Here is a 23,177-nt window from a genome sequence, read left to right as displayed (position 1 = left end):
TTTGCCAGCGCCAGGGTGATTCAGTACTCGTCGCCGCCGCCGCTGTAGCCGGGTGCCAGGTTCTCGAACTTGGTGTGCATGCGCTGAAAGGCCAGCTTCACCGTGCCCACCGGGCCGTTACGCTGCTTAGCGATGATGATCTCGGCCACACCCGGCTCCTTGCACTCGTCCTTGGTGTAGTACTCGTCGCGGTAGATGAACATGATGATGTCGGCATCCTGCTCGATGGCGCCGGATTCGCGCAGGTCGGACATCATCGGGCGCTTGTCGGGCCGCGTTTCCACCGAGCGGTTGAGCTGCGACAGCGCGATCACCGGGCACTGCAGCTCCTTGGCCAGGGCCTTGAGTCCGCGCGAGATCTCACCGATCACGGTGGCACGGTTTTCCTCGTTGCCGCCATTGCCGCTCATCAGCTGCAAATAGTCGATCACGATCAGGCCCAGCTTGCCGCAGATGCGGGCCTGGCGGCGCGCGCGCGCGCGCACCTCGCTGGGCGAGAGGCCGGGGCTCTCGTCGATGAAGATGCTGGACTTGCCGAGCTTGTCCACCGCTTCGGAGAGCCGGCTCCACTCGTCGTCGGCCAGGCGGCCGGTGCGCAGATGGCCCTGGTCGATGCGTCCGATCGAACCCACCATACGCAGGGCGAGCTGGGCGGCACCCATTTCCATCGAATAGATCACCACCGGCAGGCCCTCGTTGATGGCCACGTTCTCGGCGATGTTCACCGCAAAAGCCGTCTTGCCCATGGAGGGGCGCGCGGCCAGCACGATCAGGTCCCCGGGCTGCAGGCCGGCGGTCATGCGGTCCAGGTCGAAGAAGCCGGTGCGCACGCCGGTCACGTCCTCGGCGCCGTTTTCGGCCAGCTCGTTGACGCGGTCGATCAGCTGCACCACCAGGTTGTCCATGCTCTGGAAGCCCTGGCGGCTGCGCGAGCCCTCCTCGCCGATGCGGAAGATCTTGCCCTCGGCCTCGTCGAGGATCTGGGTCACTGCGCGCCCCTGCGGCGCGAGCGCCGCGGTGGCGATCTCGTCGCTGGCGCTGACCAGCTTGCGCAGGATGGCGCGCTCGCGCACGATTTCCGCATAACGGCGCAGATTGGCGGCACTGGGCACGCTTTGCGCCAGGTCATTCAGGTACTTGAGGCCGCCGCAGTCGGCCGCCTTGCCCAGCGAGGTCAGCTCCTCGAACACCGTCACCACGTCGGCCGGCTTGCCGGCATTGATGAGCTTGCCCACCGCAGCAAAGATCTGCTTGTGCTCGAAACGGTAGAAATCGCTGTCGGACAGCAGATCACCGGCCCGGTCCCAGGCGCTGTTGTCGATGAGCAAACCACCGAGCACGCTCTGCTCGGCCTCCACCGAGTGCGGTGGCACGCGCAGGCGCGACACCTCGTCATCGCTGCGATCGGAGGATCCGGAGTTGGGAGAAATGATCGCTGACATGGTCTCGGGTTCCAAACGCCGCTGTGGACAAGTCTGTGGAGAAACTGTTCAGTGCCTGGGGGTAGCGCGGGACAACTTCTACCCCCAAAAGGCAAAAAAGCCGAGGGCTTGGCAGCCTTCGGCTTTCTCTGATTGCAGCCCTTTCGAGCCGCAAACGCATCGGGGAAATTACTCTGCGTCGGCGACGACTTGAACGGAGATCTCCACCACCACATCGGTGTGTGCAGCCACGCTCACGGCGAATTCGCCCACGGCCTTCAGCGGGCCGTTCGGCAGACGGATCTGCGACTTGGCCACGGCGAAGCCCATCTTGGTCAGACCTTCGGCGATGTCGGCGTTGGTCACCGAGCCAAACAGACGGCCGTCCACGCCAGCCTTCTGGCTGATGCGCACGGTCTTGCCGGACAGGCTGTCGCCCAGGGCTTGAGCGGCGGCCAGCTTCTCGGCGGCAGCCTTTTCGAGCTCAGCGCGCTTGGCTTCGAATTCCTTGATAGCGGCGGCCGTGGCACGACGTGCCTGGCGGGTCGGGATCAGGAAGTTGCGAGCGTAGCCGTCCTTGACCTTGACGACGTCGCCCAGGTTGCCGAGGTTCGCGACCTTTTCAAGCAGGATGATTTGCATGTTGGGTTACTCCTCAGACCTTGTGCTGGTCGCTGTAGGGCAGCATGGCCAGGAAACGGGCGCGCTTAATGGCGACCGTCAGCTGACGCTGGAAGAAGGCGCGCGTGCCGGTCAGGCGAGCGGGCGTGATCTTGCCGTTTTCGCTGATGAAATCGCGCAGCGTGTCGATGTCCTTGTAGTCGATCTGCTCGACACCGGTGACGGTGAAGCGGCAGAAACGCTTGCGGCGGAACAGCAGCGACTGTTGATTGCGCTTGGGCTTGCGGTCCTTGGAGAACCGACCTTTACCACGTGCTGGGGGCATAGTGTGACCTCTTAACTTTTCAATCCGGATACAGATTCAGGTGCGCGAGTGAGTGACGGCCTCGGCCTCTTGCGCTGCCAGTTCGGTGACGTGGAAGACGATTCCACGACCGTTGCGTTGGGCTGCCAGAAAGCCGCCGAAGCGGGCATTTCCACCAACACCCAGTGCCTGAACGCGCCTGGCCATCTCTCCGATTGCCACCGTCTTGAGCTCCATGGAGACCTTGCGGGGGCCGCCTGCTTCTTGCACCGTGGAATCATGCTTGAGCACGATGTCCAGGGCCGGCAATCCGGCAGGCGTGTATCTGAGTAGACCGAGTTCCTGTATCTGCGCGAGCAATAGGAGCTGATTCACAGCCGACCGCGCTTCACAGGAACACTCGCTTGATCACCCAACTTAGGCAGTAGCTTCCTGAGGAGCCTTGCGAGCTTCCTCACGCTCCACAGCCTTCATCATCACGGAAGGCGTGGTCTCGGCCTTGGGCTTGACCACCGTCAGGTGGCGCAGCACGGCGTCGTTGAAGCGGAAACCGGTCTCGAGCTCAGCCAGGACTTCCTTGCTGCATTCGATGTTCAGGCACAGGTAGTGCGCCTTGGCCAGCTTCTGGATCAGGTAAGCCAGTTGACGGCGGCCCCAATCTTCAACACGGTGGACCACACCACCGCCAGCGGTGATCAGGCCCTTGTAGCGCTCCAGCATGGCCGGAACTTGTTCGCTTTGATCCGGATGGATCAGCAGAACGATCTCATAGTGACGCATAAACACTCCTTGTGGATTCCAGCACGGGATAATTCCCGCGCTGTGGAAGCCGGGCCCCAGCGTCAAACTCATGGGCACGGCAAGGGAAAGCCTACGATTGTAGCGCGAAATGCCCAAAGGCCCAAATGCGCTCGACCCGGTGCACGCCTCAGCGCGGGTCTGGCGCGCGCAAACGAGCGAGCAGGGCCCGCGCCGACGCCGGCGGCGCGGGCGTCAGGAGGCTCACCAGCACCAGGGCCGCCGTGCCCGCCGGTATGCCAAACAAGCCGGCCGAGATCGGCTGGATGCCCCACCACAGTTCGGCGGCACCGGGAATGCCCAGGCTGCGCCGCAGGCCCGGATCGGCGCTGACCATGTAGTAGGCGCACACCGCCAGCCCGATCAGCATTCCGGCCAGCGCACCTTGCTTGTTGGCCCGCTGCCAGAAGATGCCCAGCACCAGCACCGGCACAAAGGTCGAGCCGGCGAGCGAGAACGCCGCCGAAACCAACAGCACGATATCGGCCGGCCGCTGCGCCGCCACCGCGGCCGCGCTCAATGCCGTGGCGAGCAGCAGCGCCTTGGAGAGCGTGACACGGCGGGTGCTGCTGGCGCCGGGGTTGACGATGCGGTAATAGATGTCGTGCGAAAGCGATGCCGAGATGGTCAGCAGCAGGCCGTCTGCAGTCGAAAGCGCCGCGGCCAGGCCGCCCGCCGCCACCATGCCCGAGACTACATAGGGCAGCCCGGCCAATTCGGGTGCCAGCAGCATGATGATGTCGCTGCCCAGGTGCAACTCGCCCAACTGCAGGATGCCGTCACCGTTCACATCGTTGATCGACAGCAGGCCCGCATCCACTCGCATCCACTGCCCCACCCAGGCGGGTAGATCGGCGATCGGTGTGCCCACCAGGCCATTGAAGACCTCGAACTTGAGCATCACCGCCAGCGCCGGCGCGGTGATGTAGAGCAGGCCGATGAAGCCCAGCGACCAGGCCACAGAGGCGCGCGCCTCGCCCACCGAGGGCGTGGTGTAGTAGCGCACCAGGATGTGTGGCAGGCCCGCCGTACCGAGCATCAGGCAGAACACCAGGGCCAGGAAGTTGCGGCGCGAGACGTCGAAGCTTTCCCGCTGGCCGGCATCGCCCTCCGGGTCGCCCGCAAACGGCTGGGTATGGGCCGGCATGCCCGAGAGCGGCCGGGCGCGCAACTCGTCCTGGGCCTTGGCACGGCGCCACTGGCTTTCGGCCTCGGCCACCGTCTTGGGCAGGGCCGCGCGGCGCTTTTCGGCGGCCTGGATCTCGGCCAGCGGCGCGTCGCTGGCCTTGAGCTTGGCAATGTGCCGCGACGCCTGGGTGCGCTCCGCCGCCAATGCGGTGGGCACGTCCTGCAATTTCTGCCCGTATTCGATGGCGCGCTGGGCGTAGAACTGCCGCACCTGCAACTCGGCCGGGTCTTTGGTCAGCTCCTGCTCGCGTGCGCTGATCTTCTGCACCTGGTAGCCATATACCGCCTGCGGCACCGGCACGCCGGTCTGCTTGATCGAGAGCCACACCACCGGCACCAGGTAGGCGGCAATCAGAATGATGTATTGCGCCACCTGGGTCCAGGTGACGGCGCGCATGCCGCCCAGAAAGGAGCACACCAGCACTCCACCTAGGCCGACGAACACGCCGATTTCGAAGGTCAGTCCGGTGAGCCGGGTGGTGATCAGGCCGATGCCATAGATCTGCGCCACCACATAGATGAAGGAGATCAGGATGGCGGCCAGCGCACCCAGCAGGCGCAGCGTCTGGCTGTCATAGCGTTCGGCCAGGAAGTCGGGGATGGTGAAGCGACCGAAGCGGCGCAGATAGGGCGTCAGCAGCAGGGCCACCAGGCAGAAGCCGCCGGTCCAGCCCAGCACGAAGGCCAGCCCGCCATAGCCGGTCAGATACAGGGTGCCCGCCAGGCCGATGAAGGAAGCTGCGCTCATCCAGTCGGCGCCGGCGGCCATGCCGTTGTAGAAGGCCGGCACACGGCGGCCGGCCACATAGTATTCGTCGGGATCGGTGGTGCGGGTGAAGATGCCGATGCCGGCATACACGCCCACCGTCACGGCCAGGAAGCAAAAGCCTATCCAGGTCTTGGGCATGCCCCAATGCTCGAGCACAGCCAGCACCAGCACCAGCACGCAAAAGCCCAGGGTGTAGGCGCCATAGATACGCCCGAGCCTGCGTTTGAATGCTGCCGCCAAGTCCATGATTGCCATGCGGCGATGATGCTTGAGGGCCACGCCACCGCGCATCCCCGACTACCCGCATCACGCCACAGTTCGCGCACAAAAAAGGCGGCCCGCGGGCCGCCTCCTTGCCGGGCTGTCGATGCTCAACGCTTGGCCAGGCGCTGCCAGGTCTCGATCACGGTGTCGGGGTTGAGCGAGATCGAGACGATGCCTTCCGAGGCCAGCCAGTCGGCGAAGTCCGGATGGTCGCTGGGGCCCTGTCCGCAGATGCCGATGTACTTGCCGGTGGCACGGCAGGCGGTGATGGCACGCGAGATCAGGGCCTTGACCGCCGAGTCGCGCTCGTCGAAATCGCCCGCCAGCTGCTCCAGGCCGGAGTCGCGATCCAGGCCCAGGGTCAGCTGGGTCAGGTCGTTGGAGCCTATCGACATGCCGTCGAAATGTTCCAGGAATTGCTCGGCCAGGATGGCGTTGCTGGGCACTTCGCACATCATGATGACGCGCAGGCCGTCCGTGCCACCCGCTGCGGCGCGCTTGAGGCCGCGCTCGGCCAGCATATCCACCACGCGCTCGGCCTGGCGCACCGTGCGCACGAAGGGCACCATGATCTCGATGTTGCTGAGCCCCATGTCGTTGCGCACGCGCTTGAGGGCCTCGCATTCCATCGCGAAGGCGTCCGAGAACTCGCCGCTGATATAGCGCGAGGCGCCGCGGAAGCCCAGCATCGGGTTCTCTTCGTCGGGCTCGTAGCGCGAGCCACCGATCAGCTTGCGGTACTCGTTGCTCTTGAAGTCCGACAGCCGCACGATCACCGGGCGCGGGAAGAAGGCCGCGGCGATGGTGGCGATGCCCTCGGCCAGCTTGTCCACATAGAAGGCTCGCGGCGAGGCGTGGCCGCGCGCCACGGACTCGACGGCCTTCTTCAGGTCGGCGTCGATATTGGGATAGTCGAGGATGGCCTTGGGGTGGACGCCGATATTGTTGTTGATGATGAACTCAAGCCGGGCCAGTCCCACGCCGGCGCTGGGCATTTGCGCAAAGTTGAAGGCCAGCTGTGGGTTGCCGACGTTCATCATGATCTTGATCGGACAGTAGGGCAGCTCGCCGCGATGCACCTCGCTGACCTCGGTCTCGAGCAGGCCGTCGTAGATGTAGCCGGTGTCACCCTCGGAGCAGGCCACCGTCACCAGTTGGCCGTCCTTGAGCTTCTCGGTCGCGTCACCGCAACCCACCACCGCCGGGATGCCAAGCTCACGCGCGATGATGGCGGCGTGGCAGGTGCGGCCGCCGCGGTTGGTGACGATGGCCGAAGCGCGCTTCATCACCGGCTCCCAGTTCGGGTCGGTCATGTCGGTCACCAGGATGTCGCCCGGCTGCACCCGCTCCATCTCGGCGATGTTGTGCACCAGGCGCACCGGGCCGGTACCGATCTTCTGGCCAATGGCGCGCCCTTCGGCCAGCACCGCACTGTGGCCCTTGAGCTTGTAGCGGTGCTCGACCTGGCCCTCGGCCTGGCTCTTCACCGTTTCGGGGCGGGCCTGCAGGATGTAGAGCTTGCCGTCCACGCCGTCACGGCCCCACTCGATGTCCATCGGCCGCTGGTAATGCTGCTCGATGATCATCGCGTACTGCGCGAGTTCCACCACCTCGGCATCGGCCAGCGAATAACGGTTGCGTTGCTCGGGCGCGGTGTCCACGGTCTTCACCAGCTTGCCACTCGCGGCCTTTTCCTCGGGCGAGGCGAACTCCATGCGGATCAGCTTGGAGCCCAGGTTGCGGCGGATGATGGGCAGCTTGCCGCGCTGCAGCGCGGGCTTGTGCACATAGAACTCGTCGGGGTTGACGGCGCCCTGCACCACCGTCTCGCCCAGGCCGTAGCTGGAGGTGATGAAGACCACGTCCTTGAAGCCCGACTCGGTGTCGATGGTGAACATCACGCCGGCCGAACCCAGATCGGAGCGCACCATGCGCTGCACGCCGGCCGACAGCGCCACCTCGGCGTGGGCAAAGCCCTTGTGCACGCGGTAGCTGATGGCGCGGTCGTTGTAGAGCGAGGCGAACACCTCCTTCATCTTGTGCAGCACCTCCTCGATGCCCACCACGTTCAGAAAGGTTTCCTGCTGGCCGGCGAAGGAGGCATCGGGCAGGTCTTCGGCGGTGGCGGAGGAGCGCACGGCAAAGGACACGCCCGGGTTGTCGGCGGTCAGCTTGGCGAAGGAGGCGCGGATCTGCGCTTCCAGATCGGCCGGAAAGGGCTGCGCCTCCAGCCAGCCGCGGATCTCGGCGCCAGCCTCGGCCAGCGCGCGCACGTCGTCGGTATTGAGCGTCGCAAGGCGCTCTTCGATGCGCTTGTCCAGGCCTTCGTACTTGAGGAACTCGCGGAACGCATGGGCCGTGGTGGCAAAGCCGCCGGGCACACGCACCCCCGAGGCGGCCAGTTGCGAGATCATTTCGCCGAGGCTGGCGTTCTTGCCGCCAACCACCTCGACGTCGCTCATTCTCAGATTCTCAAAGGGAACGACCAGGGCGGCCGCATCAAAGCGAGAAGACATGGGGAAACTCCGTGATGTTGTGAAACCGGGGCTCCCGCGCAGGCACCCACCCCACCATTTCTGGATTCTTCTGGGAGGTAGAGGGGGTTCATGAGGCCGTGCATCGCTCAAGCGGGAAAACTGCGGCCGATTCTACGGTGATGTGCTTCTATGATGGAAACCCGTACTTCAAAGCCCCAGCGCCATGCCCAATCGCACCGTGTACTTTGTCTCGGACGGCACCGGGATCACGGCCGAGACCTTCGGCAACTCCATCCTGGCCCAGTTTCCCGGCAAGCCCCGTCATGTGCGCCGCCCCTTTGTGGATACGGCCGAGAAGGCCTACCAGGTGGTGCATGAGATCAACCAACTGGGCGAGCAGGAAGGCCAGCGCGCCATCGTGTTTGCCACCCTGGTCAATCGCGAGGTGCTGCAGATCGTGCGCGAGCATTGCAAGGGCCTGGTGATGGACATGTTCAACACCTTTATCGAACCCCTGGAAGAGGAGTTCCAGGTCAAGTCAAACCACCGCGTCGGGCGCTTCTCCGATGTGGCGCGCAGCCAGGAGTACCACGACCGCATCGAGGCGATCAACTTCTCGCTGGCGCATGACGATGGCCAGTCGGCCAAGAACCTGGAATCGGCCGATGTGATACTGGTTGGGGTATCGCGCAGCGGCAAGACCCCGACCTCGCTTTACCTGGCCATGCAGCACGGCATCAAGGCAGCCAACTACCCGCTCATCCCCGAGGACTTCGAACGCAGCAAGATCCCCTCGATGCTGGAGCCGCACAAGAAGAAATGCTTCGGCCTCACCATCGACCCCGAGCGCCTCTCGCAGATCCGCAACGAGCGGCGCCCGGGCAGCAAATACGCCGACCTGATGAACTGCCGCTACGAGATCAACGAGGCCGAGGCGATGATGAAGCGCAATGGCATCTCCTGGCTCTCGTCCACGCACAAGTCGATCGAAGAGATCGCCACCACCATACTGCGCGACATCCGCCCTGATCGGCTGATCTACTGACGACGCCCCACTTGAGCATGACTGCGCCGTCGCTGAGCGACTGGATTGCCGAGACCCTGGCCAGCGAGCGGCTCAACGCCCAGTCCCTGATCACCACCCTCTTGGGCGATTCGATCGCACCCTTTGGCGGCCACTTCTGGCTCAAGAGCCTGATCCGCCTGGCCGAGCCGCTGGGGCTGAACGAGCGACTGGTGCGCACCAGCGTCTACCGCCTCACCCAGGATGGCTGGCTGCGCGCCAATCGCCAGGGCCGGCGCAGCGAATACCAGCTCACACCCGAAGGTTTCAGCCGCTTCGAACAGGCCCACAGCCGCATCTACTCGACCACGCCAGAAGGCTGGGATGGCCAGTGGACCTTGCTCGTCATGCAAGCGGGGGTGGAGGCCGCGCCGGCCCGGCTACAGATGCGCCGCGAGCTGGCCTGGGAGGGCTTTGTGGCGCTGGGCCAGGGTGTGCTGGGCCACCCCTCGCCGCGGCGCGATGCGCTGGCCGGCATCCTGCACCGGCTGGGCCTGCGCGACCAGGTCTTTGTGCTGGCGGCCACGGAAATAGCGCCGCTGCATGGCCGCTCACTGCAGGAGTTTGCCGCCAAGGCCTGGCCGCTGACCCGCCTGGCCCAGGACTATGGCCGCTTCGTGCAACGCTTCTCCCCTCTGCTGTCCAGCCTGGAGCAGGCGCGGGCCAGCGGCCAGCCCATCCCTGCCGGACCGGCCCTGCTGGCACGCACGCTGCTGATCCATGCCTTGCGCCGCGTGCAGCTGCGTGACCCGCAGCTGCCCGCCGCCCTGCTGCCCCGCGGCTGGCCGGGCGCACAGGCCTATGCCTTGTCCGCCAGGCTTTACCGGCAGCTGCACCGCGCGGCGGACACCCATGTACTGGCCCTGCTGGAGGCCGAGTCCGGCTTTGTGCCGCCGCTCACCCCCTACTTCTTCCAGCGCTTCGGCGGCCTGCTCGAAACGGCCTGAGCGCGCCAGGGGAAAGCCCTAGAGCCGGCCCCAAAATCCCCTGATGCAGGTCAATATGATACAGATGTGCATTTGCATACCATTTTCTGTATCAGGTCCACAAGCACAACACGGCCTGAGCCCCACAACATCTGGAGACGGCCATGTCACACCACGAACGGATTGCCCACACCATGGAGCTGCCACCCGCCACGGTGCAGCCCAATGTCTACCCCTTGAGCTGGCGCAATGAGACGGCCAAGCTGGAAGAGGTCTGGGACGCCTCGCAGCGCGAGTACTGGGACCCCAAGAAGCTGCCCTGGGATACCTTCGACGCCTCGCGCTATACATGGGAGGAGCGCGAAGCCATGGCCTATTGGTGGACCCTGCTCTCGGTGTTTGACGCCTCGGCCCCGCCGGTATTTGCCGCAGCCTTCATCAAGACCTACGAGGCCCATGAAGAGGACGCCGTGCGGCGCTGCTTCTTCTCGGTGACCCGCGACGAGCAAAACCACGAGCAGCTTTGCGGCCTGGCCATCTCCAAGCTGCTGGAGCATCCGGACCCGCTGAGCTACGAGCCCAAGACCGAGATCGGCCGCAAGGCCTGGAAGAACGCGCACTGGCTCTATCACAATGGCGGCCGCTACTGGAACGGCTACAAGAACGCCGTGCCCAAGTACAGCCTGGCCGTGCTGTTCAGCTCCTTCCTGATGGGCGAGATCGCAGCGGCCACCATCTTTCACCAGATGGCCGCCAAATGCACCGAACCGGTGTTCCAGGAGGGCTTCCGCAAGGTGGGCCGCGACGAGGGCCGGCATATGGCGATCTGCATGGCCTTGATGGAGCGCGACTATCCCAAGATGGATCTGTCGGACAAGGCCTTGATCACCAAGCAGATACGCGCCGGCTTCCTGTTCCTCTCGGGCGTGCTGTTCGAGCCGCCGGAAGACTTCTGGGACATCGGCCCGGACTTCATCCCCAACCAGCGCGAGATCGAGGCCGTGGCACGCAACGCCGGCTTCTACATCCCCGAGTACGAGGCCAAGCGCGACAACTGGCGCAACGCCATGCTCAACCTCAAGGGCGTGCTGGACAAGTACGGCATCCCCTTCCCCGCCATCCCCGAGGTGGGCATCTCCGGCGAAGAGGTGCGCGATGTGGACATGAAAGACATCATCCCGGTGTTCTGAGCGGCACATGAGCAAGACCATCACCCTTTCGCCTTCGGGCCAGAGCATTCCCGTGGCCGATGGCGACACGGTGTTGATGAGCTTGGAGCGGGGCGGCTACGCCCTGCCCAATAACTGCCGCGCCGGCGCCTGCGGCGAATGCAAGGTGCGCGTGCTGGAGGGCCAGTTCGACCAGGGCTTTGTGATGGACATGGCCCTGTCGCAGGAGGAGCGCAAGCAGGGCTATGGCCTGATGTGCATGGCCAAGCCCCTGTCCGATAAGCTGGTGATCGAATGGGGCTCGGCCGATGCCTCGCCCAAGCTCTTTCCGCCGCGCGAGGCCATGCCCTATGTGGTAGTGGAGAAGATCCAGCGCACCCCGCGCATCGCCGAATTCCAGCTCATGCCGCTGGGCGCGCCGCTGCGCTTCTGGCCGGGCCAGTATGTGGCCGTCTGTGCGCCCAGGCCGGGCGCTACGCCAAGGCATTATTCACTGGCCAACGCGCCGCGCCAGGATGGCTGCCTGACGCTGCAAGTGACCCGCGTCGATGGCGGGCTGACCAGCAACTGGCTGCATGAGGAGGTCGGCATAGGCGCCAGCCTCTCGCTGTCCGGCCCCTATGGCAGCTTCATCGGCGACCCCAAGGCCGAAACCCCCGTGCTGTGCCTGGCGGCAGGCTCGGGCCTGGCACCCCTGCTCTCGCTCACCGAGGCGGCCTTGAAGCGCGGCTACCGCAAGCCGGTGACCCTGCTGTTTTCGGCGCGCCACGAGGAGGATTGCTATGCCCTGGGGCGGCTGAGCTACTGGTCGCGCATGCACCGCAACTTCAGCTGGAAGCTCACCCTCACCGGCGAGGCCAGGCCGGGGCTGCTGCAGGGTCGCATCCCCGCACTCTTGCCCGGCCTGTTCCCGGACCTCTCGGCCCACAGCGTGTTCGTGGCCGGCAGCACGGCCTTCACCGAGGATTGCATCGGCGCCGCGCTCGCCCTGGGTGCGCAGCCCTCGCTGCTGCACCACGAGCGCTTTATGTCGCAGCGCCTGGGCTGAAGACCCTCAGACCAGGCGCTGGCGCGCCGATTCGTACAGGCAGATCGCCGCCGCGCTGCCGACGTTGAGCGACTCCTCACCGCCCGGCTGTGGAATGCCCACGGTGAGCGCACAGCGCTGCATCAGGGCCGGCTGCACGCCCTGGCCCTCGTGGCCCATCACCCAGGCGCAGGGGCTGGGCAGGCGCAGCTGGTGCAGCTGCTGCGCCGCATGCGAGCTGGTGGCCACCAGGGGCACGCCGAGGCGGTCCAGGTCTTCGGGCGCCAGGCCCTCGACCAGACGCAGGCCGAAATGCGCGCCCATGCCGGCGCGCAGCACCTTGGGCGACCAGAGTGCCGCTGTGCCCTTGAGCGCCAGGATCTGCTTGAAGCCGAGGGCGCCGGCATTGCGCAGAATGGTGCCCACATTGCCGGCATCCTGCAGCCGGTCCAGCACCACCGAGTCCAGGCCCGGGCTCAGGTCTTGCCCCGCCTGGTAAGGCACTTCGAAACCGATGCGCGCCGGCGACTCCAGCCCGCTGATGCTCTTGAACAAGGCCTCGGGCACGACCAGCACGCGCGGCGCGGCGTCGGCCAGATCGCGCAGCGGCGCCTCGGCGTAGGCGGTCTCGGTGACCACCGCCAGCGTGATCGGGTAGGCGCGCGCGAGCGCGGCGCGCGCCAGGTGGTCGCCCTCCAGCCAGATGCTGCCCAGCTTGCGGTAGGCGTTGGCGTCGGCGGCGAGCTTGCGCAGACGCTGCAGCACCGGGTTGTCGCGCGAGGTGATGTGGAGAACGTTGGGGCTCGTCATGTCGTCAAAACCTCGCGAACCGGCGCAAAACTCCTGCGATGCCAGGCCGTGGCGCCATGCTCGCGCAGCGCGGCCAGATGGTCGGCGGTGGGATAGCCCTTGTGGGTGGCAAAGCCGTACTCGGGATGCTGCTCGTGCATCAGCTGGCAGAGGCGGTCGCGGTGCACCTTGGCCAGGATGGAGGCGGCCGAGATCGCCTTGACCTTGGCATCGCCCTTGACGATGGCCTCGGCCGGAATCTTCAGCACCGGCAGGCGGTTGCCGTCCACCAGCACCTTGGCGGGCTTGAGGCGCAGGCCCTCCACCGCGCGGCGCATCGCCAGCATGGTGGCCTGCAGGATGTTGAGTTCATCGATCTCGGCCACGCTGGCCTCGGCGATGCAGCAGCACAAGGCCTTGGCACGGATCTCGTCGAACAGGCGCTCGCGCTTCTTCTCGGTCAGCACCTTGGAGTCCGCCAGGCCGGCAATCGGCTGCTGATCATCGAGGATCACCGCGGCGGCCACCACCGGCCCGGCCAGCGGGCCGCGGCCGGCCTCGTCCACGCCGGCCATCAGGCCAGGCACGTCCCAGACCAGCCCGAGCTGGGTCGGCAGCTCAGGCATCGGCGAGGACTTGCGCGATCGCATCGCTGGCCAGCCGCGCCGTATCGCGGCGCAGCAGCAAGTGTTGTTCGTGAAAGCGCGCCTGCACGCGTGCATAGCGCTCGGCATCGGCCAGCCAGGCCAGGCCCTCGCGCGCCAGCGCCTTGGGCGTGCAGGCCTCTTGCAGCAGCTCGGGCACCAGGAATTCGCGCGCCAGCACATTGGGCAGGCTCACCCAGGGCAGGTAGTTCTTGCCGCGCATGCGCCAGGCGTTCAGCGCGTGCATGCGGTAGGCCACCACCATGGGGCGCTTGAACAGCGCCGCCTCCAGCGTGGCAGTGCCGCTGGCAACCAGGGTAAGGTCGCAGGCCGCCAGGGCCTCGTGCGAGCGCCCCTCCAGCAGCGTCAGATTCAGGCCCTGACCAAGCCGCTCCACCATGGGCTGCAGCAGCTCGCGCAGCCCCGGCGCCACCGGCACGATGAACTTCAGCTCGGGCCGGGCCTGCCGCATCAGTTGCGCGGCATGCAGCATGGGTTCGGCAATGTAGGCGAGCTCGCTGCGGCGGCTGCCGGGCAGCAGGGCCACCACGGTGTCGCCCTCGGCCAGGCCAAGGGCGGCGCGGGCCTCGGCCCTGGGTGGCTGCAGCGGGATCGTGTCGGCCAGCGGATGGCCGACATAGGTCGCGGCCACGCCGGCCTTGTGCAGGATCTCGGGCTCGAAGGGAAACAGGCACAGCACATGGTCGGCCGCCTTGGCGATCTTGTGCACGCGCTCGCCGCGCCATGCCCAGATCGAGGGGCAGACAAAATGGATGGTCTTGATGCCGGCCTCACGCAGCCGCGTCTCCAGGCCGAAATTGAAGTCGGGCGCATCCACACCGACGAAGGCGCGCGGCCGCTCGGCCAGCAGGCGATTGCCCAATTGACGGCGGATGCTCAGCAGCTCGCGGATATTCAGCAGCGCATCCACATAGCCGAAGATGGACAGCTTGCTGGACGGCCACCAGGCCTCGAAGCCCTGGGCCTGCATGCGCGGCCCGCCTATGCCCTGGGTGCGCAGCGCCGGCCAGCGCTGGCGCAGGCCCTGGATCAAGAGGCTGGCCAGCAGATCGCCAGAGGCCTCGCCGGCCACCAGCCCGAGGCGCGGTGCTGGTTCATCAGCCATCGCTCAGCGCACCAGGCCGCGTGTCGAGCCGGCCATGAAGTCCAGCATCAGCTGCACATCGGCCGCAGACTCAGCGCCCTGCTCGGCCTGCAGGGACTGCAAGGCGGCGATGGATTGTTCCAGCGTCAGGCCGCTGCGAAAGATCAGCTTGTGCAGTTGCCGTATCACGGCGATGCGCTCGTTGCTGAAGCCGCGCCGGCGCAGGCCGGTGAGGTTCACCGCGCGCACCGCCAGCGGATTGCCGTCCGCCGTCATATAGGGCGCCACATCCTGAGCCACATGGCCCTGGAAGCCAATCATCGCGTGCGCGCCGATCTTGACGTACTGATGCACGCCGGTGAGTCCACCGATGGTGGCCCAATCGCCCACGCGCACATGGCCGGCCAGGGTGGCGTTATTGGCCAGCACGCAGTGGTTGCCCAGCTGCACATCATGGGCCAGATGCACATAGGCCATGATCCAGTTGTCCGAGCCGACCCGCGTGATGCCCTCTTCCTTGAAGGTGCCGGTGTTGAAGGTGCAGAACTCGCGCACCGTGTTGCGGTCGCCGATCACCAGCTCGGTCACCTCCCCGCCATGGCTCATGTCCTGCGGCATCGCGCCGATCGAGCTGAACTGGTAGAAGTGGTTGTCGCGGCCGATGCGGGTGCGGCCCTCGATGACGCAATGCGGGCCCACGCGGGTGCCCTCGCCTATCGTGACCTGGGGGCCTATCAGCGCATAGGCGCCAACCTCCACGTCCTCGGCCAGCTGGGCCTTGGGATCGACGATGGCGGTGGGATGGATGCGAGCCATATGCGCCCGGACCTCAGTCTTCGATACGGCGCATGGTGCACATCAGCTCGGCCTCGCAGGCCAGCTCGGCACCCACAAAGGCCTTGCCACTGAACTTGAACAGCGAGGCCTTGGCGCGCTCCAGCGTGACCTCGAACACCAGTTGGTCGCCCGGCTCCACCGGGCGCTTGAAGCGCGCGCCGTCGATGCCAGCGAAGTAGCAGATGGTCTTGTCGTCGATCTGGCGGTCCAGGCTCACCACCGCCAGCAGCGTGGCCACCTGGGCCATCGCTTCGAGCTGCAGCACGCCCGGCATCACCGGACGCACCGGGAAATGCCCCGGGAAGAAGGGCTCGTTGATGGTGACGTTCTTGAGCGCGCGGATGCGCTTGCCCTTCTCCACCTCCAGCACCCGGTCCACCAAGAGGAAGGGGTAGCGATGCGGCAGCATCCTGATGATCTGGTGGATGTCGAAGCCGCTCTTGTCGGCACTTTGGTCGGTATGGCTGGTCATGATTTCTTCTCGAGTGCGCGCAAGCGATCGCGCATGGCGTGCAACTGCTTCAGCGTTGCCGCGTTCTTTTCCCAGTTCGCATTCTCGTCCATCGGGAACACGCCGGTGTACTGGCCCGGCTTGTGGATGGAGCGCGTGACAAAGGTACAGGCCGACACGAACACATGGTCGGCAATCGTGATGTGGCCGACGATATTGGCCGCGCCGCCTATCATGCAGTGCCGACCGATGCGCGTGCTGCCGGCCACACCGGAGCAGGCGGCCATGGCGGTGTGCGCGCCGATGTGCACGTTGTGGGCAATCTGAATCAGGTTGTCGAGCTTGACGCCGTCCTCGATCACCGTGTTGCCCAGGGCGCCGCGGTCTATGCAGGTCTGCGCGCCGATCTCGACGTCATTGCCTATCCGCACCGCACCCAGCTGTTCGATCTTTTCCCACTGGCCCTGGTTGGGCGCGAAGCCGAAGCCGTCGGCGCCGATCACCGCGCCGCTGTGGATGATGCAGCGATCGCCGATCACGCAATCATGGTAGACGCTCACATGCGACGCCAGGCGCGAGCCCACCCCCACATGAGCACCGCGCTCGATCACGCAATGCGGCCCGATCACCGCGGCGTCACCGATCACCGCGCCCGCCTCGACGACGGCGAAGGGCCCGATGCTGACGCCCGCACCCAACTGGGCCGCGGGATCGACAAATGCGCTGGCATGGATGCTCGCGACGCTGCCGCTGCGGCCGCGCGCGGCCCACCACTGCGTCAGGCGGGCAAAGTAAAGATAGGGGTCCGGCGTCACCAGCGTGGCGACGCCCTCGGCGCGCGCCACGGCCGCATCCGCCATCGCCGGCGCCACGATCACGCAGCCCGCCTTGGTACCGGCCAACTGCGCCGCATAGCGCGGGTTGGCGAGGAAGGCAATCGACTCGGCGTCGGCGTCTTCCAGCGTGGCGATGCGGGCGATGCGCGTCGCCGCAAGCGATTCGGCCGCACCAAGAAGATCGCCGCCCAAGGCGGCGATCAGTTCGGGCAGCAGTGCGACTGCGGCCACCGGTTTACTTCTGCGCGTTGAGCGCGTCGATCACCTTCTTGGTGATGTCCACGCGGCCGCTGGCGTGCAGCGCGTCCTGCACGATCAGGTCGTACTTCTCGGCGTCGAAGATCTGCTTGATGACGCGATTGGCACGCTCCACCACCGCACCCAGTTCCTCGTTCTTGCGCTGGGTCAGGTCTTCCTGCCACTCTCGGCGCTTGCGCTGCAGGTCGCGGTCGGCTTCCACCAGATCGCGCTGACGGCGGTTGCGCTCGGCCTCGGCCAGCGTCGGGGCGTCCTTCTCGAGCTTCTCGGCGGCGCCGCGCAGCTTGTTTTCGGCGTCCTTTAGATCCTTCTCGCGCTTGCCGAACTCGGTTTCCAACTTGAGCTGGGCGGCCTTGGCCAGATTGGCTTCCTTGAGCACGCGCTCGCTATTGATGTAGCCGATCTTCAGGTCTTGCGCTTGCAGGCCGAAGGCCGACAGCGACATCAGGGCGGCCGCGGCCACCGTCTTCAACAGCTTGCTGTTCATCAGAATGCAGTCCCGATCTGGAATTGGAATTTCTCGATTCTATCTGTGGGCTTCTTGCGCAATGGCACGCCATAGCTCAAACGCAGCGGGCCCATGGGGGAGAGCCAGCTGATACCCACACCTGCCGAGGAGCGCACGCTGGCCAAATCCAGCTTCTCATGCGATCCCCAGACGTTACCCGCGTCCATGAATGCGAACAAGCGGAAACTCTTGTCATTGCCCGAACCCGGCACCGGCACGTAGAACTCGGCGTTCAGGTTGAACTTGCGATTGCCACCGGTATAGGAGCCGGTCACGTCGACCGGGCCCAGCGAACCCGGCTCGAACACGCGCACCGAACCCAGGCCTCCGCCATAGAAGTTCTTGAAGATGGGATAGGGTCGACCACCCAGGCCGCCGCCCCAGCCCAGTTCGCCGTTGATGCCCAGCGAGAACTTGTGCGTCAGATTGAAGTATTGCTGATGCTGCAGATTGGCGCGCCAGAAATGCGAGTCGCCCAGGGGGCTGAGTTCGACGTTCACACGCTGATAGCGGCCCGCTGTCGGCGAGATCACGCTGTCGCGGCTGTCGTTGGCCCAACCGATGGTGAAGGGTACGGCCGTGCTGCTGGGGCCGAACTGGTTGCGGAACAGGAAGTAGTTGTTCGGGAGCCCAGCCGAGGCGGTGATGCGCGTGATTTCGTAGCCGATGCCGAAGAACACCGTGTCCAGCTCAGAGAACGGCACGCCGAACTTCACTGATCCACCGTAGGACGCCAGCTCGTACTGCTCACCCAACGTATTGAGCGGCTTGGTGGTGCGATAGAACACATCCACCGCGCGTGAAACGCCATCGACCGTGAAATACGGATCCACCGTGGACACCACCAGCGCACGCCCGGTCTTGGCCGTGTTGACCTCCAGCGCCAGGTAATTGCCCGAGCCGAACACATTCTCCTGACGGATCGAGCCGGTCAGCGAGAGCTTCTGCGCGCTCGAATAGCCCGCACCCACCATGATGTTGCCGGTGGGCTTCTCGGTCAGCGTGAGCGTCACGTCCACTTGGTCGGGCGAACCCGGCACCTCGGCGGTGTCGATATTGACGTCCTTGAAATAGCCCAGGCGCTCGACCCGGTCGCGCGAATTCTTGATGCGCTGGCCGTCGTACCAGGCCGATTCGAACTGGCGGAACTCGCGGCGTATGACCTCGTCGCGGGTGCGCGTGTTGCCCGAAACGATGACGCGACGCACATAGACGCGGCGTTGTGGCTCGGCGCTGAAGGTCACCACCACCTGACCGGTGGCACGATCGATCTCGGGCCGGCTCTCGACGCGCGCAAAGGCATAGCCGAAGGTGCCGTACAGATCCTGGAAGGCGCGCGTGGTATTGGCCACCGCTTCACCGCGGTAGGCCTCGCCGGGCTTGAGCGCGATCAGACGCTTGAACTCTTCCTCGCGCCCCAGAAAGTCACCCTCGATCTTGACGGCGCTGACGGTATAGGGCTGGCCTTCGCTGATGCTGATGGCCACGCCGATGCTCTGCTTGTCGGGCGAAATCGTCACCTGGGTGGACTCGACCGCGAACTCCAGATAGCCGCGATTCAGGTAGTAGGAGCGCAGAGTCTCGAGGTCGGCGTTGAGCTTGGTGCGCGAGTAGCGATCGGTCTTGGTGTACCAGGTCAGCCAGCCCGAGGTGGTCTGCTCCAGCAGGCCCAGCAGCGTGCTCTCGGAGAACACCTTGGCGCCCTGGATGCGGATTTCACCAATCTTGGCGGGTTCGCCCTCGGCCACCGTGAAGGCGACGTTGACGCGGTTGCGCTCCAGCGGCGTGACGGTGGTGGTGACCTCGGCGCCGTACAGGCTGCGCGTCAGGTACTGGCGCTTGAGTTCCTGCTCGGCGCGGTCGGCCAGGGCCTTGTCGAAGGGCTTGCCCTCGCCGATGCCCACGTCCTTGAGCGACTTGGAGAGCGCCTCGGTATCGAACTCCTTCAGGCCGACGAAGCTCACGTTGGCGATGATGGGGCGCTCTTCGATGACAACGACGACCGAGCTGCCGTCGATATTGATGCGCACATCCTTGAACAGGCCGGTGGCGAACAGCGCGCGCAAGGCCGCGGCACCCTTGTCGTCGTTGTAGTTGTCGCCGATGCGAAAGGGCAGGCTGGCGAACACGGTACCGGGGTCGGTACGCTGCAGGCCCTCGACGCGGATGTCCTTCAGCACGAAAGGATCAACGGCCCAGGCAGCACCCGATTGCAGCGTGGCGGCCAGCGCCAGGGACAACAAAGAGGGGCGCATAGGCGAACGCTTAGACAACAGAGATAGGGACATGCGTTGGAAGCTTCAATGCAGACCCAGCAAGCGGGTCACGTCGTTGGAAAGGGCCAGAGTCATCATCAGCAGCATCACGAACACGCCCACGCGTTGGAGCTGCGCTAGCCACCACTCGGAGACGGGGCGGCCGCTCAAACCCTCGAAAAGATAATACATCAGGTGTCCGCCATCGAGCATCGGCAGCGGCAGCAGGTTCAGCACGCCGAGGCTCACGCTCACCAGCGCAAGAAAGCTCAGGAAGGGCGTGATGCCCAGCTGCGCCGACTGCCCCGCATAGTCGGCAATCGTCAGCGGCCCGCTGAGATTCTTCAGCGAGGCCTCGCCGATCAGCATGCGGCCCAGCGTCGTGAGCGTCATGCTGGCGACCTCCCAGGTGCGCTCGGCTCCCTTCATCAAGCCTTCAGCAAAGCCATAGCTGACCTTCACGAACTGCGGCGCGGCGCCCACCATGGCCTCGATGCGGCCTATGGTCTTGCCGGCGTCGTCCGCCAGACGCGGCGTGACCTCGATGCTGAGCAGCTCGCCGGCGCGGCGCAGCTGCCACTGCATGGTGCGCGGCCGCCCATCCTGGACGGCCGCACGGATGCGCTCGCGCAGGCTGGCGGCATCCAGGATCGCTACGCCATCGACGCTCAGTACCTGGTCGCCCTGGCGCAGGCCGGCGGCGGCACCGGCACCGCTGGGCAGCAGCGCGCCCAGCACCGGCTCGCTATAGGCGCCGCCCAGGCCCAGCTTGCGCAGCAGCGCGGCATCGAGATCGCGGCCCTCCAGCGCATCGGTGTCAAGCAGCACGGCGCGGCGGCCGTGACCGTCCTTGTCGCTCAGATTCAGGTACAGCTTGGCGCGTGCGCCCACCGCCTGCGTGAGCTGCCAGCGCAGCTCGGGCAGCGAGCGCAGCTCCTGCCAGTCCTGGCCGTCGCGCGACACCGCCTGCACCCAGTCGCCCGCGCGCATGCCGGCGCGCTCGGCCAGGCTGCCCGCCAGCGGCGCGCCCAGCACGGCCTTGGGCTCGTCCTGGCCGATCCAGTTCACCGCCGCCAGCAGCAGCACCGCCAGCAGCAGATTCGCGATCGGGCCGGCGGCCACGATGGCGGTGCGCTGCAGCAGCGGCCGCTTGTTGAAGGCCTGGGTGAGTTCCTCTGGCGCCACCGGCCCTTCGCGCTCGTCCAGCATGCGCACATAGCCGCCCAGGGGCAAGGCGCTGAGCGTGAACTCGGTGGCCTCGGGATGCTTGCGGTAGCGCCAGATGACGCGGCCGAAGCCGACCGAGAAGCGCAGCACCTTGACGCCGCAGGCACGCGCCACGCGGTAATGGCCGTACTCGTGCACCACGATCAGCACGCCCAGCGTGAGCACGAAGGCCAGCAGCGAGGTGATCATGATGCGCGCAAGGCCTTGATCAGGCCTTGTGCATGGCGACGCGCACGCGCGTCCAGCGCCAGCAAGCCGGCCACGCTAGCGCATTCATCGGCGGCGGGCAACAGCTGCTCCAGCGCCTCGGCATTCACGCGGTGGATATGGTCGAAGCGCAGGCCGCCGTCGAGGAAGGCCGCCACGGCCTCTTCGTTCGCGGCATTCAGCACGGCGGTCGAACCCTCGCGCGCGCGCAGCGCGGCCCAGGACAGGTGCAGGCCCGGGAAGCGCTGTGCATCGGCCTCCTCGAAGCTCAACCCCGGCGTGCTGAGCAGATCGAGCCGGCTGGCACCCGACTCGACACGCTCGGGAAAGGCAAGCCCATAGGCGATCGGTACGCGCATGTCCGGCGTGCCCAGCTGGGCCAGCACCGAGTTGTCGCGACACACCACCATCGAATGGATGATGCTTTGCGGATGGATGATGACCTTGATCTGCTCGGGCCTCAGGTTGAACAGCCAGCGCGCCTCGATCACCTCGAGCGCCTTGTTCATCATGGTGGCCGAGTCCACCGAGATCTTGCGGCCCATCACCCAGTTCGGGTGCGCGCAGGCCTGCTCCGGCGTGACCTCGGCCAGGCTGCCGGGCGCGCGGTTGCGGAAGGGGCCACCCGAGGCGGTCAGCACGATGTGATCGATGCGCTGGTGCCAGGTCTTGCGGTCCTCGGGCAGGCATTGAAAGATCGCCGAATGCTCGGAATCGATCGGCAGCAGCGTGGCACCGCCCTGCTCCACCGCCTGCATGAAGAGCGCGCCGCCCACCACGATGGCTTCCTTGTTGGCCAGCAGCAGGCGCTTGCCGGCGTGCGCCGCCGCCAGGCAGGGCGCCAGCCCGGCGGCGCCGACGATGGCCGCCATCACCGCATCCACCTCGGGGTGGGCCGCGATCTCGCTCAGGGCATCGGGGCCGTCCAGCACCTCGGTGTGCGCGCCCTGCTCGCGCAGCTTGCCGCGCAGTTCGGCGGCCAGGGCCTGGTCGGGCAGCACGGCGTAGCGAGGCAGGTGCTGCAGGCATTGCGCCAGCAGTGCATCGACCCGGCTCATCGCGCTGAGGGCAAACACCTCGTAGCGCTCCGGATGACGCGCCAGCACGTCCAGGGTGTTGACGCCGATCGAGCCGGTGGAACCCAGCACGCTGACGCGTTGCCGGCGGTTCATGGAGGGTGCGCTCATATCAGCTTGGGAAGGGAACTCAGGGCCAGGGCCAGGGGGAACACGGGCAACAAGGCATCGACACGATCGAGTACGCCGCCATGGCCGGGCAGCAGCTGGCTGCTGTCCTTGGCGCCGACCGCGCGCTTGATGAGGGACTCGAACAGGTCGCCCACCACACTCATGGCCGCGAGGAAAAACAGCGCCAGCAGCGATACCGGACCCAGGCCATGCGCCAGCAGGCTGAACAGGCTGGGCGCATCGACGTGGAAACGCGCGTCGATCACATGCACCCAGATCACGCCCAGCAGCAGCACGCCCAGCATGCCGCTCCACACGCCCTCCCAGCTCTTGCCGGGGCTGATGGCGGGCGCCAGCTTGCGGCGGCCAAAGGCCTTGCCGCCGAAGTAGGCGGCGATGTCGGCCATCCAGACCAGGCAGAAGATCGACAGCAGGAAGTTGATGCCCTGGGCCTTGGCCTGCGCCATCGCCAGCCAGGCCGCCCACAGCGCCAGGCCGCCCAGCACCAGGCGCAGCGCGCGCGAGACCTTGGGCCAGGCCGCCGGGCCGCCGCGCAGGGCCAGCGTGCCGCCCAGCACCCAGATGCCACCCGCCAGCCACCAGCACCAGCTGGGCGGCGCCTGCAGCCGCAGCAGCCACAGCGTGGCGCCGCATGCCGCGGCGATCACGACGCCGAAACCCCAGGCGCCGGCACCGGGCAGCCCGTTCAGCCGCGCCCACTCCCAGGCGGCCGCGCCAATCAACGCCAGGGTTAGCAGGGCAAAGGGCCAGGGCGACGCGGCAAACAGGGCCGGCAGCAGGATGGCCAGCAGCACGATGGCGGTGATGATGCGCTGTTTCAGCAAT

At 66.2% G+C, this 23,177-nt stretch carries 22 protein-coding genes; 4 read left to right on the top strand and 18 right to left on the bottom strand.

Features of this window, described 5'->3' with window-relative positions; translation table 11 throughout:
* Window positions 1-20 precede the first annotated feature (20 nt).
* The 7 genes from dnaB to ppsA all read right to left on the bottom strand — a co-directional run bounded on the left by dnaB (window position 21) and on the right by ppsA (window position 7,881).
* Window positions 21-1,442, bottom strand: a complete 1,422-nt coding sequence (gene dnaB / locus WG898_RS14620) for a replicative DNA helicase (RefSeq protein WP_339603522.1) — start codon at window positions 1,440-1,442, stop codon at window positions 21-23.
* A 168-nt stretch (window positions 1,443-1,610) separates the two neighbouring features.
* The gene (gene rplI, locus WG898_RS14615; RefSeq protein WP_339603521.1) at window positions 1,611-2,063 is read right to left on the bottom strand and encodes a 50S ribosomal protein L9; all 453 of its coding nucleotides are present in this window, start codon (window positions 2,061-2,063) and stop codon (window positions 1,611-1,613) included.
* Window positions 2,064-2,076: 13 nt separating this feature from the next.
* Window positions 2,077-2,367: a 30S ribosomal protein S18 gene (gene rpsR / locus WG898_RS14610; RefSeq protein WP_285232880.1), complete on the bottom strand. Its 291-nt coding sequence runs from the start codon at window positions 2,365-2,367 to the stop codon at window positions 2,077-2,079.
* 36 nt (window positions 2,368-2,403) lie between these two features.
* Window positions 2,404-2,721: a primosomal replication protein N gene (gene priB, locus WG898_RS14605; protein WP_339603520.1), complete on the bottom strand. Its 318-nt coding sequence runs from the start codon at window positions 2,719-2,721 to the stop codon at window positions 2,404-2,406.
* 42 nt (window positions 2,722-2,763) lie between these two features.
* Window positions 2,764-3,126: a 30S ribosomal protein S6 gene (rpsF, locus tag WG898_RS14600; RefSeq protein WP_285235683.1), complete on the bottom strand. Its 363-nt coding sequence runs from the start codon at window positions 3,124-3,126 to the stop codon at window positions 2,764-2,766.
* Window positions 3,127-3,274: 148 nt separating this feature from the next.
* Entirely contained in the window at window positions 3,275-5,356 is a 2,082-nt protein-coding gene (locus tag WG898_RS14595) for a sodium:solute symporter family protein (protein ID WP_339603519.1), read from the bottom strand.
* Between the two features lie 116 nt (window positions 5,357-5,472).
* Entirely contained in the window at window positions 5,473-7,881 is a 2,409-nt protein-coding gene (gene ppsA, locus WG898_RS14590) for a phosphoenolpyruvate synthase (RefSeq protein ID WP_339603518.1), read from the bottom strand.
* Window positions 7,882-8,065: 184 nt separating this feature from the next.
* Between ppsA and ppsR the strand changes: the two genes are divergently transcribed.
* From ppsR to WG898_RS14570, 4 genes are all read left to right on the top strand, one after another.
* The gene (gene ppsR, locus WG898_RS14585) at window positions 8,066-8,887 is read left to right on the top strand and encodes a posphoenolpyruvate synthetase regulatory kinase/phosphorylase PpsR (RefSeq protein ID WP_339603517.1); all 822 of its coding nucleotides are present in this window, start codon (window positions 8,066-8,068) and stop codon (window positions 8,885-8,887) included.
* A gap of 17 nt (window positions 8,888-8,904) precedes the next feature.
* Window positions 8,905-9,852, top strand: a complete 948-nt coding sequence (locus WG898_RS14580) for a PaaX family transcriptional regulator (RefSeq protein WP_339603516.1) — start codon at window positions 8,905-8,907, stop codon at window positions 9,850-9,852.
* A 143-nt stretch (window positions 9,853-9,995) separates the two neighbouring features.
* A complete protein-coding gene (locus tag WG898_RS14575) occupies window positions 9,996-11,021 on the top strand; it encodes a hypothetical protein (protein ID WP_339603515.1) in 1,026 nt (341 codons plus the stop codon).
* A 7-nt stretch (window positions 11,022-11,028) separates the two neighbouring features.
* Window positions 11,029-12,048, top strand: a complete 1,020-nt coding sequence (locus WG898_RS14570; protein ID WP_339603514.1) for a 2Fe-2S iron-sulfur cluster-binding protein — start codon at window positions 11,029-11,031, stop codon at window positions 12,046-12,048.
* 6 nt (window positions 12,049-12,054) lie between these two features.
* On the opposite strand, the gene WG898_RS14565 is transcribed toward WG898_RS14570, so the two are convergent.
* The 11 genes from WG898_RS14565 to WG898_RS14515 are packed head-to-tail and all read right to left on the bottom strand — an operon-like array spanning window position 12,055 to window position 23,176.
* On the bottom strand, window positions 12,055-12,837 hold the full coding sequence (locus WG898_RS14565; RefSeq protein ID WP_339603513.1) for a TrmH family RNA methyltransferase: 783 nt from the start codon (window positions 12,835-12,837) through the stop codon (window positions 12,055-12,057).
* Window positions 12,834-13,466 (bottom strand): ribonuclease HII, encoded by a 633-nt coding sequence (gene rnhB / locus WG898_RS14560; protein WP_339603512.1) that lies wholly within the window; start codon window positions 13,464-13,466, stop codon window positions 12,834-12,836. Before rnhB ends, WG898_RS14565 begins: the two co-directional genes overlap by 4 nt.
* On the bottom strand, window positions 13,435-14,586 hold the full coding sequence (gene lpxB / locus WG898_RS14555; RefSeq protein ID WP_339603511.1) for a lipid-A-disaccharide synthase: 1,152 nt from the start codon (window positions 14,584-14,586) through the stop codon (window positions 13,435-13,437). Before lpxB ends, rnhB begins: the two co-directional genes overlap by 32 nt.
* 3 nt (window positions 14,587-14,589) lie before the next feature.
* Window positions 14,590-15,381 carry an acyl-ACP--UDP-N-acetylglucosamine O-acyltransferase gene (gene lpxA, locus WG898_RS14550; protein ID WP_339603510.1) on the bottom strand — a complete coding sequence of 264 codons (792 nt, stop codon included), beginning with the start codon at window positions 15,379-15,381 and terminating at the stop codon, window positions 14,590-14,592.
* A gap of 13 nt (window positions 15,382-15,394) precedes the next feature.
* Window positions 15,395-15,874: a 3-hydroxyacyl-ACP dehydratase FabZ gene (fabZ, locus tag WG898_RS14545; protein ID WP_339603509.1), complete on the bottom strand. Its 480-nt coding sequence runs from the start codon at window positions 15,872-15,874 to the stop codon at window positions 15,395-15,397.
* Complete coding sequence (lpxD, locus tag WG898_RS14540) at window positions 15,871-16,920, bottom strand: UDP-3-O-(3-hydroxymyristoyl)glucosamine N-acyltransferase (protein WP_339603508.1); 1,050 nt, start codon at window positions 16,918-16,920, stop codon at window positions 15,871-15,873. Before lpxD ends, fabZ begins: the two co-directional genes overlap by 4 nt.
* Before the next feature lie 4 nt (window positions 16,921-16,924).
* The gene (locus WG898_RS14535) at window positions 16,925-17,434 is read right to left on the bottom strand and encodes an OmpH/Skp family outer membrane protein (protein WP_285232892.1); all 510 of its coding nucleotides are present in this window, start codon (window positions 17,432-17,434) and stop codon (window positions 16,925-16,927) included.
* Complete coding sequence (gene bamA / locus WG898_RS14530) at window positions 17,434-19,710, bottom strand: outer membrane protein assembly factor BamA (RefSeq protein ID WP_339603507.1); 2,277 nt, start codon at window positions 19,708-19,710, stop codon at window positions 17,434-17,436. Before bamA ends, WG898_RS14535 begins: the two co-directional genes overlap by 1 nt.
* 45 nt (window positions 19,711-19,755) lie before the next feature.
* Entirely contained in the window at window positions 19,756-21,126 is a 1,371-nt protein-coding gene (gene rseP, locus WG898_RS14525) for an RIP metalloprotease RseP (protein WP_339603506.1), read from the bottom strand.
* Window positions 21,123-22,331, bottom strand: coding sequence for a 1-deoxy-D-xylulose-5-phosphate reductoisomerase (gene ispC, locus WG898_RS14520; protein WP_339603505.1), 1,209 nt, complete (start codon window positions 22,329-22,331; stop codon window positions 21,123-21,125). The genes rseP and ispC overlap by 4 nt, the downstream gene beginning before the upstream one ends.
* Window positions 22,328-23,176, bottom strand: a complete 849-nt coding sequence (locus WG898_RS14515; protein ID WP_339603504.1) for a phosphatidate cytidylyltransferase — start codon at window positions 23,174-23,176, stop codon at window positions 22,328-22,330. The genes ispC and WG898_RS14515 overlap by 4 nt, the downstream gene beginning before the upstream one ends.
* Between the last annotated feature and the right edge of the window lies 1 nt (window position 23,177).

Source organism: Paucibacter soli (assembly GCF_037482845.1).
Classification (GTDB): Bacteria; Pseudomonadota; Gammaproteobacteria; order Burkholderiales; family Burkholderiaceae_C; genus Paucibacter_B; species Paucibacter_B soli.
The sequence above is the reverse complement of the archived record's forward strand: the minus strand, read 5'-3'. Positions and strand labels throughout refer to the sequence as shown.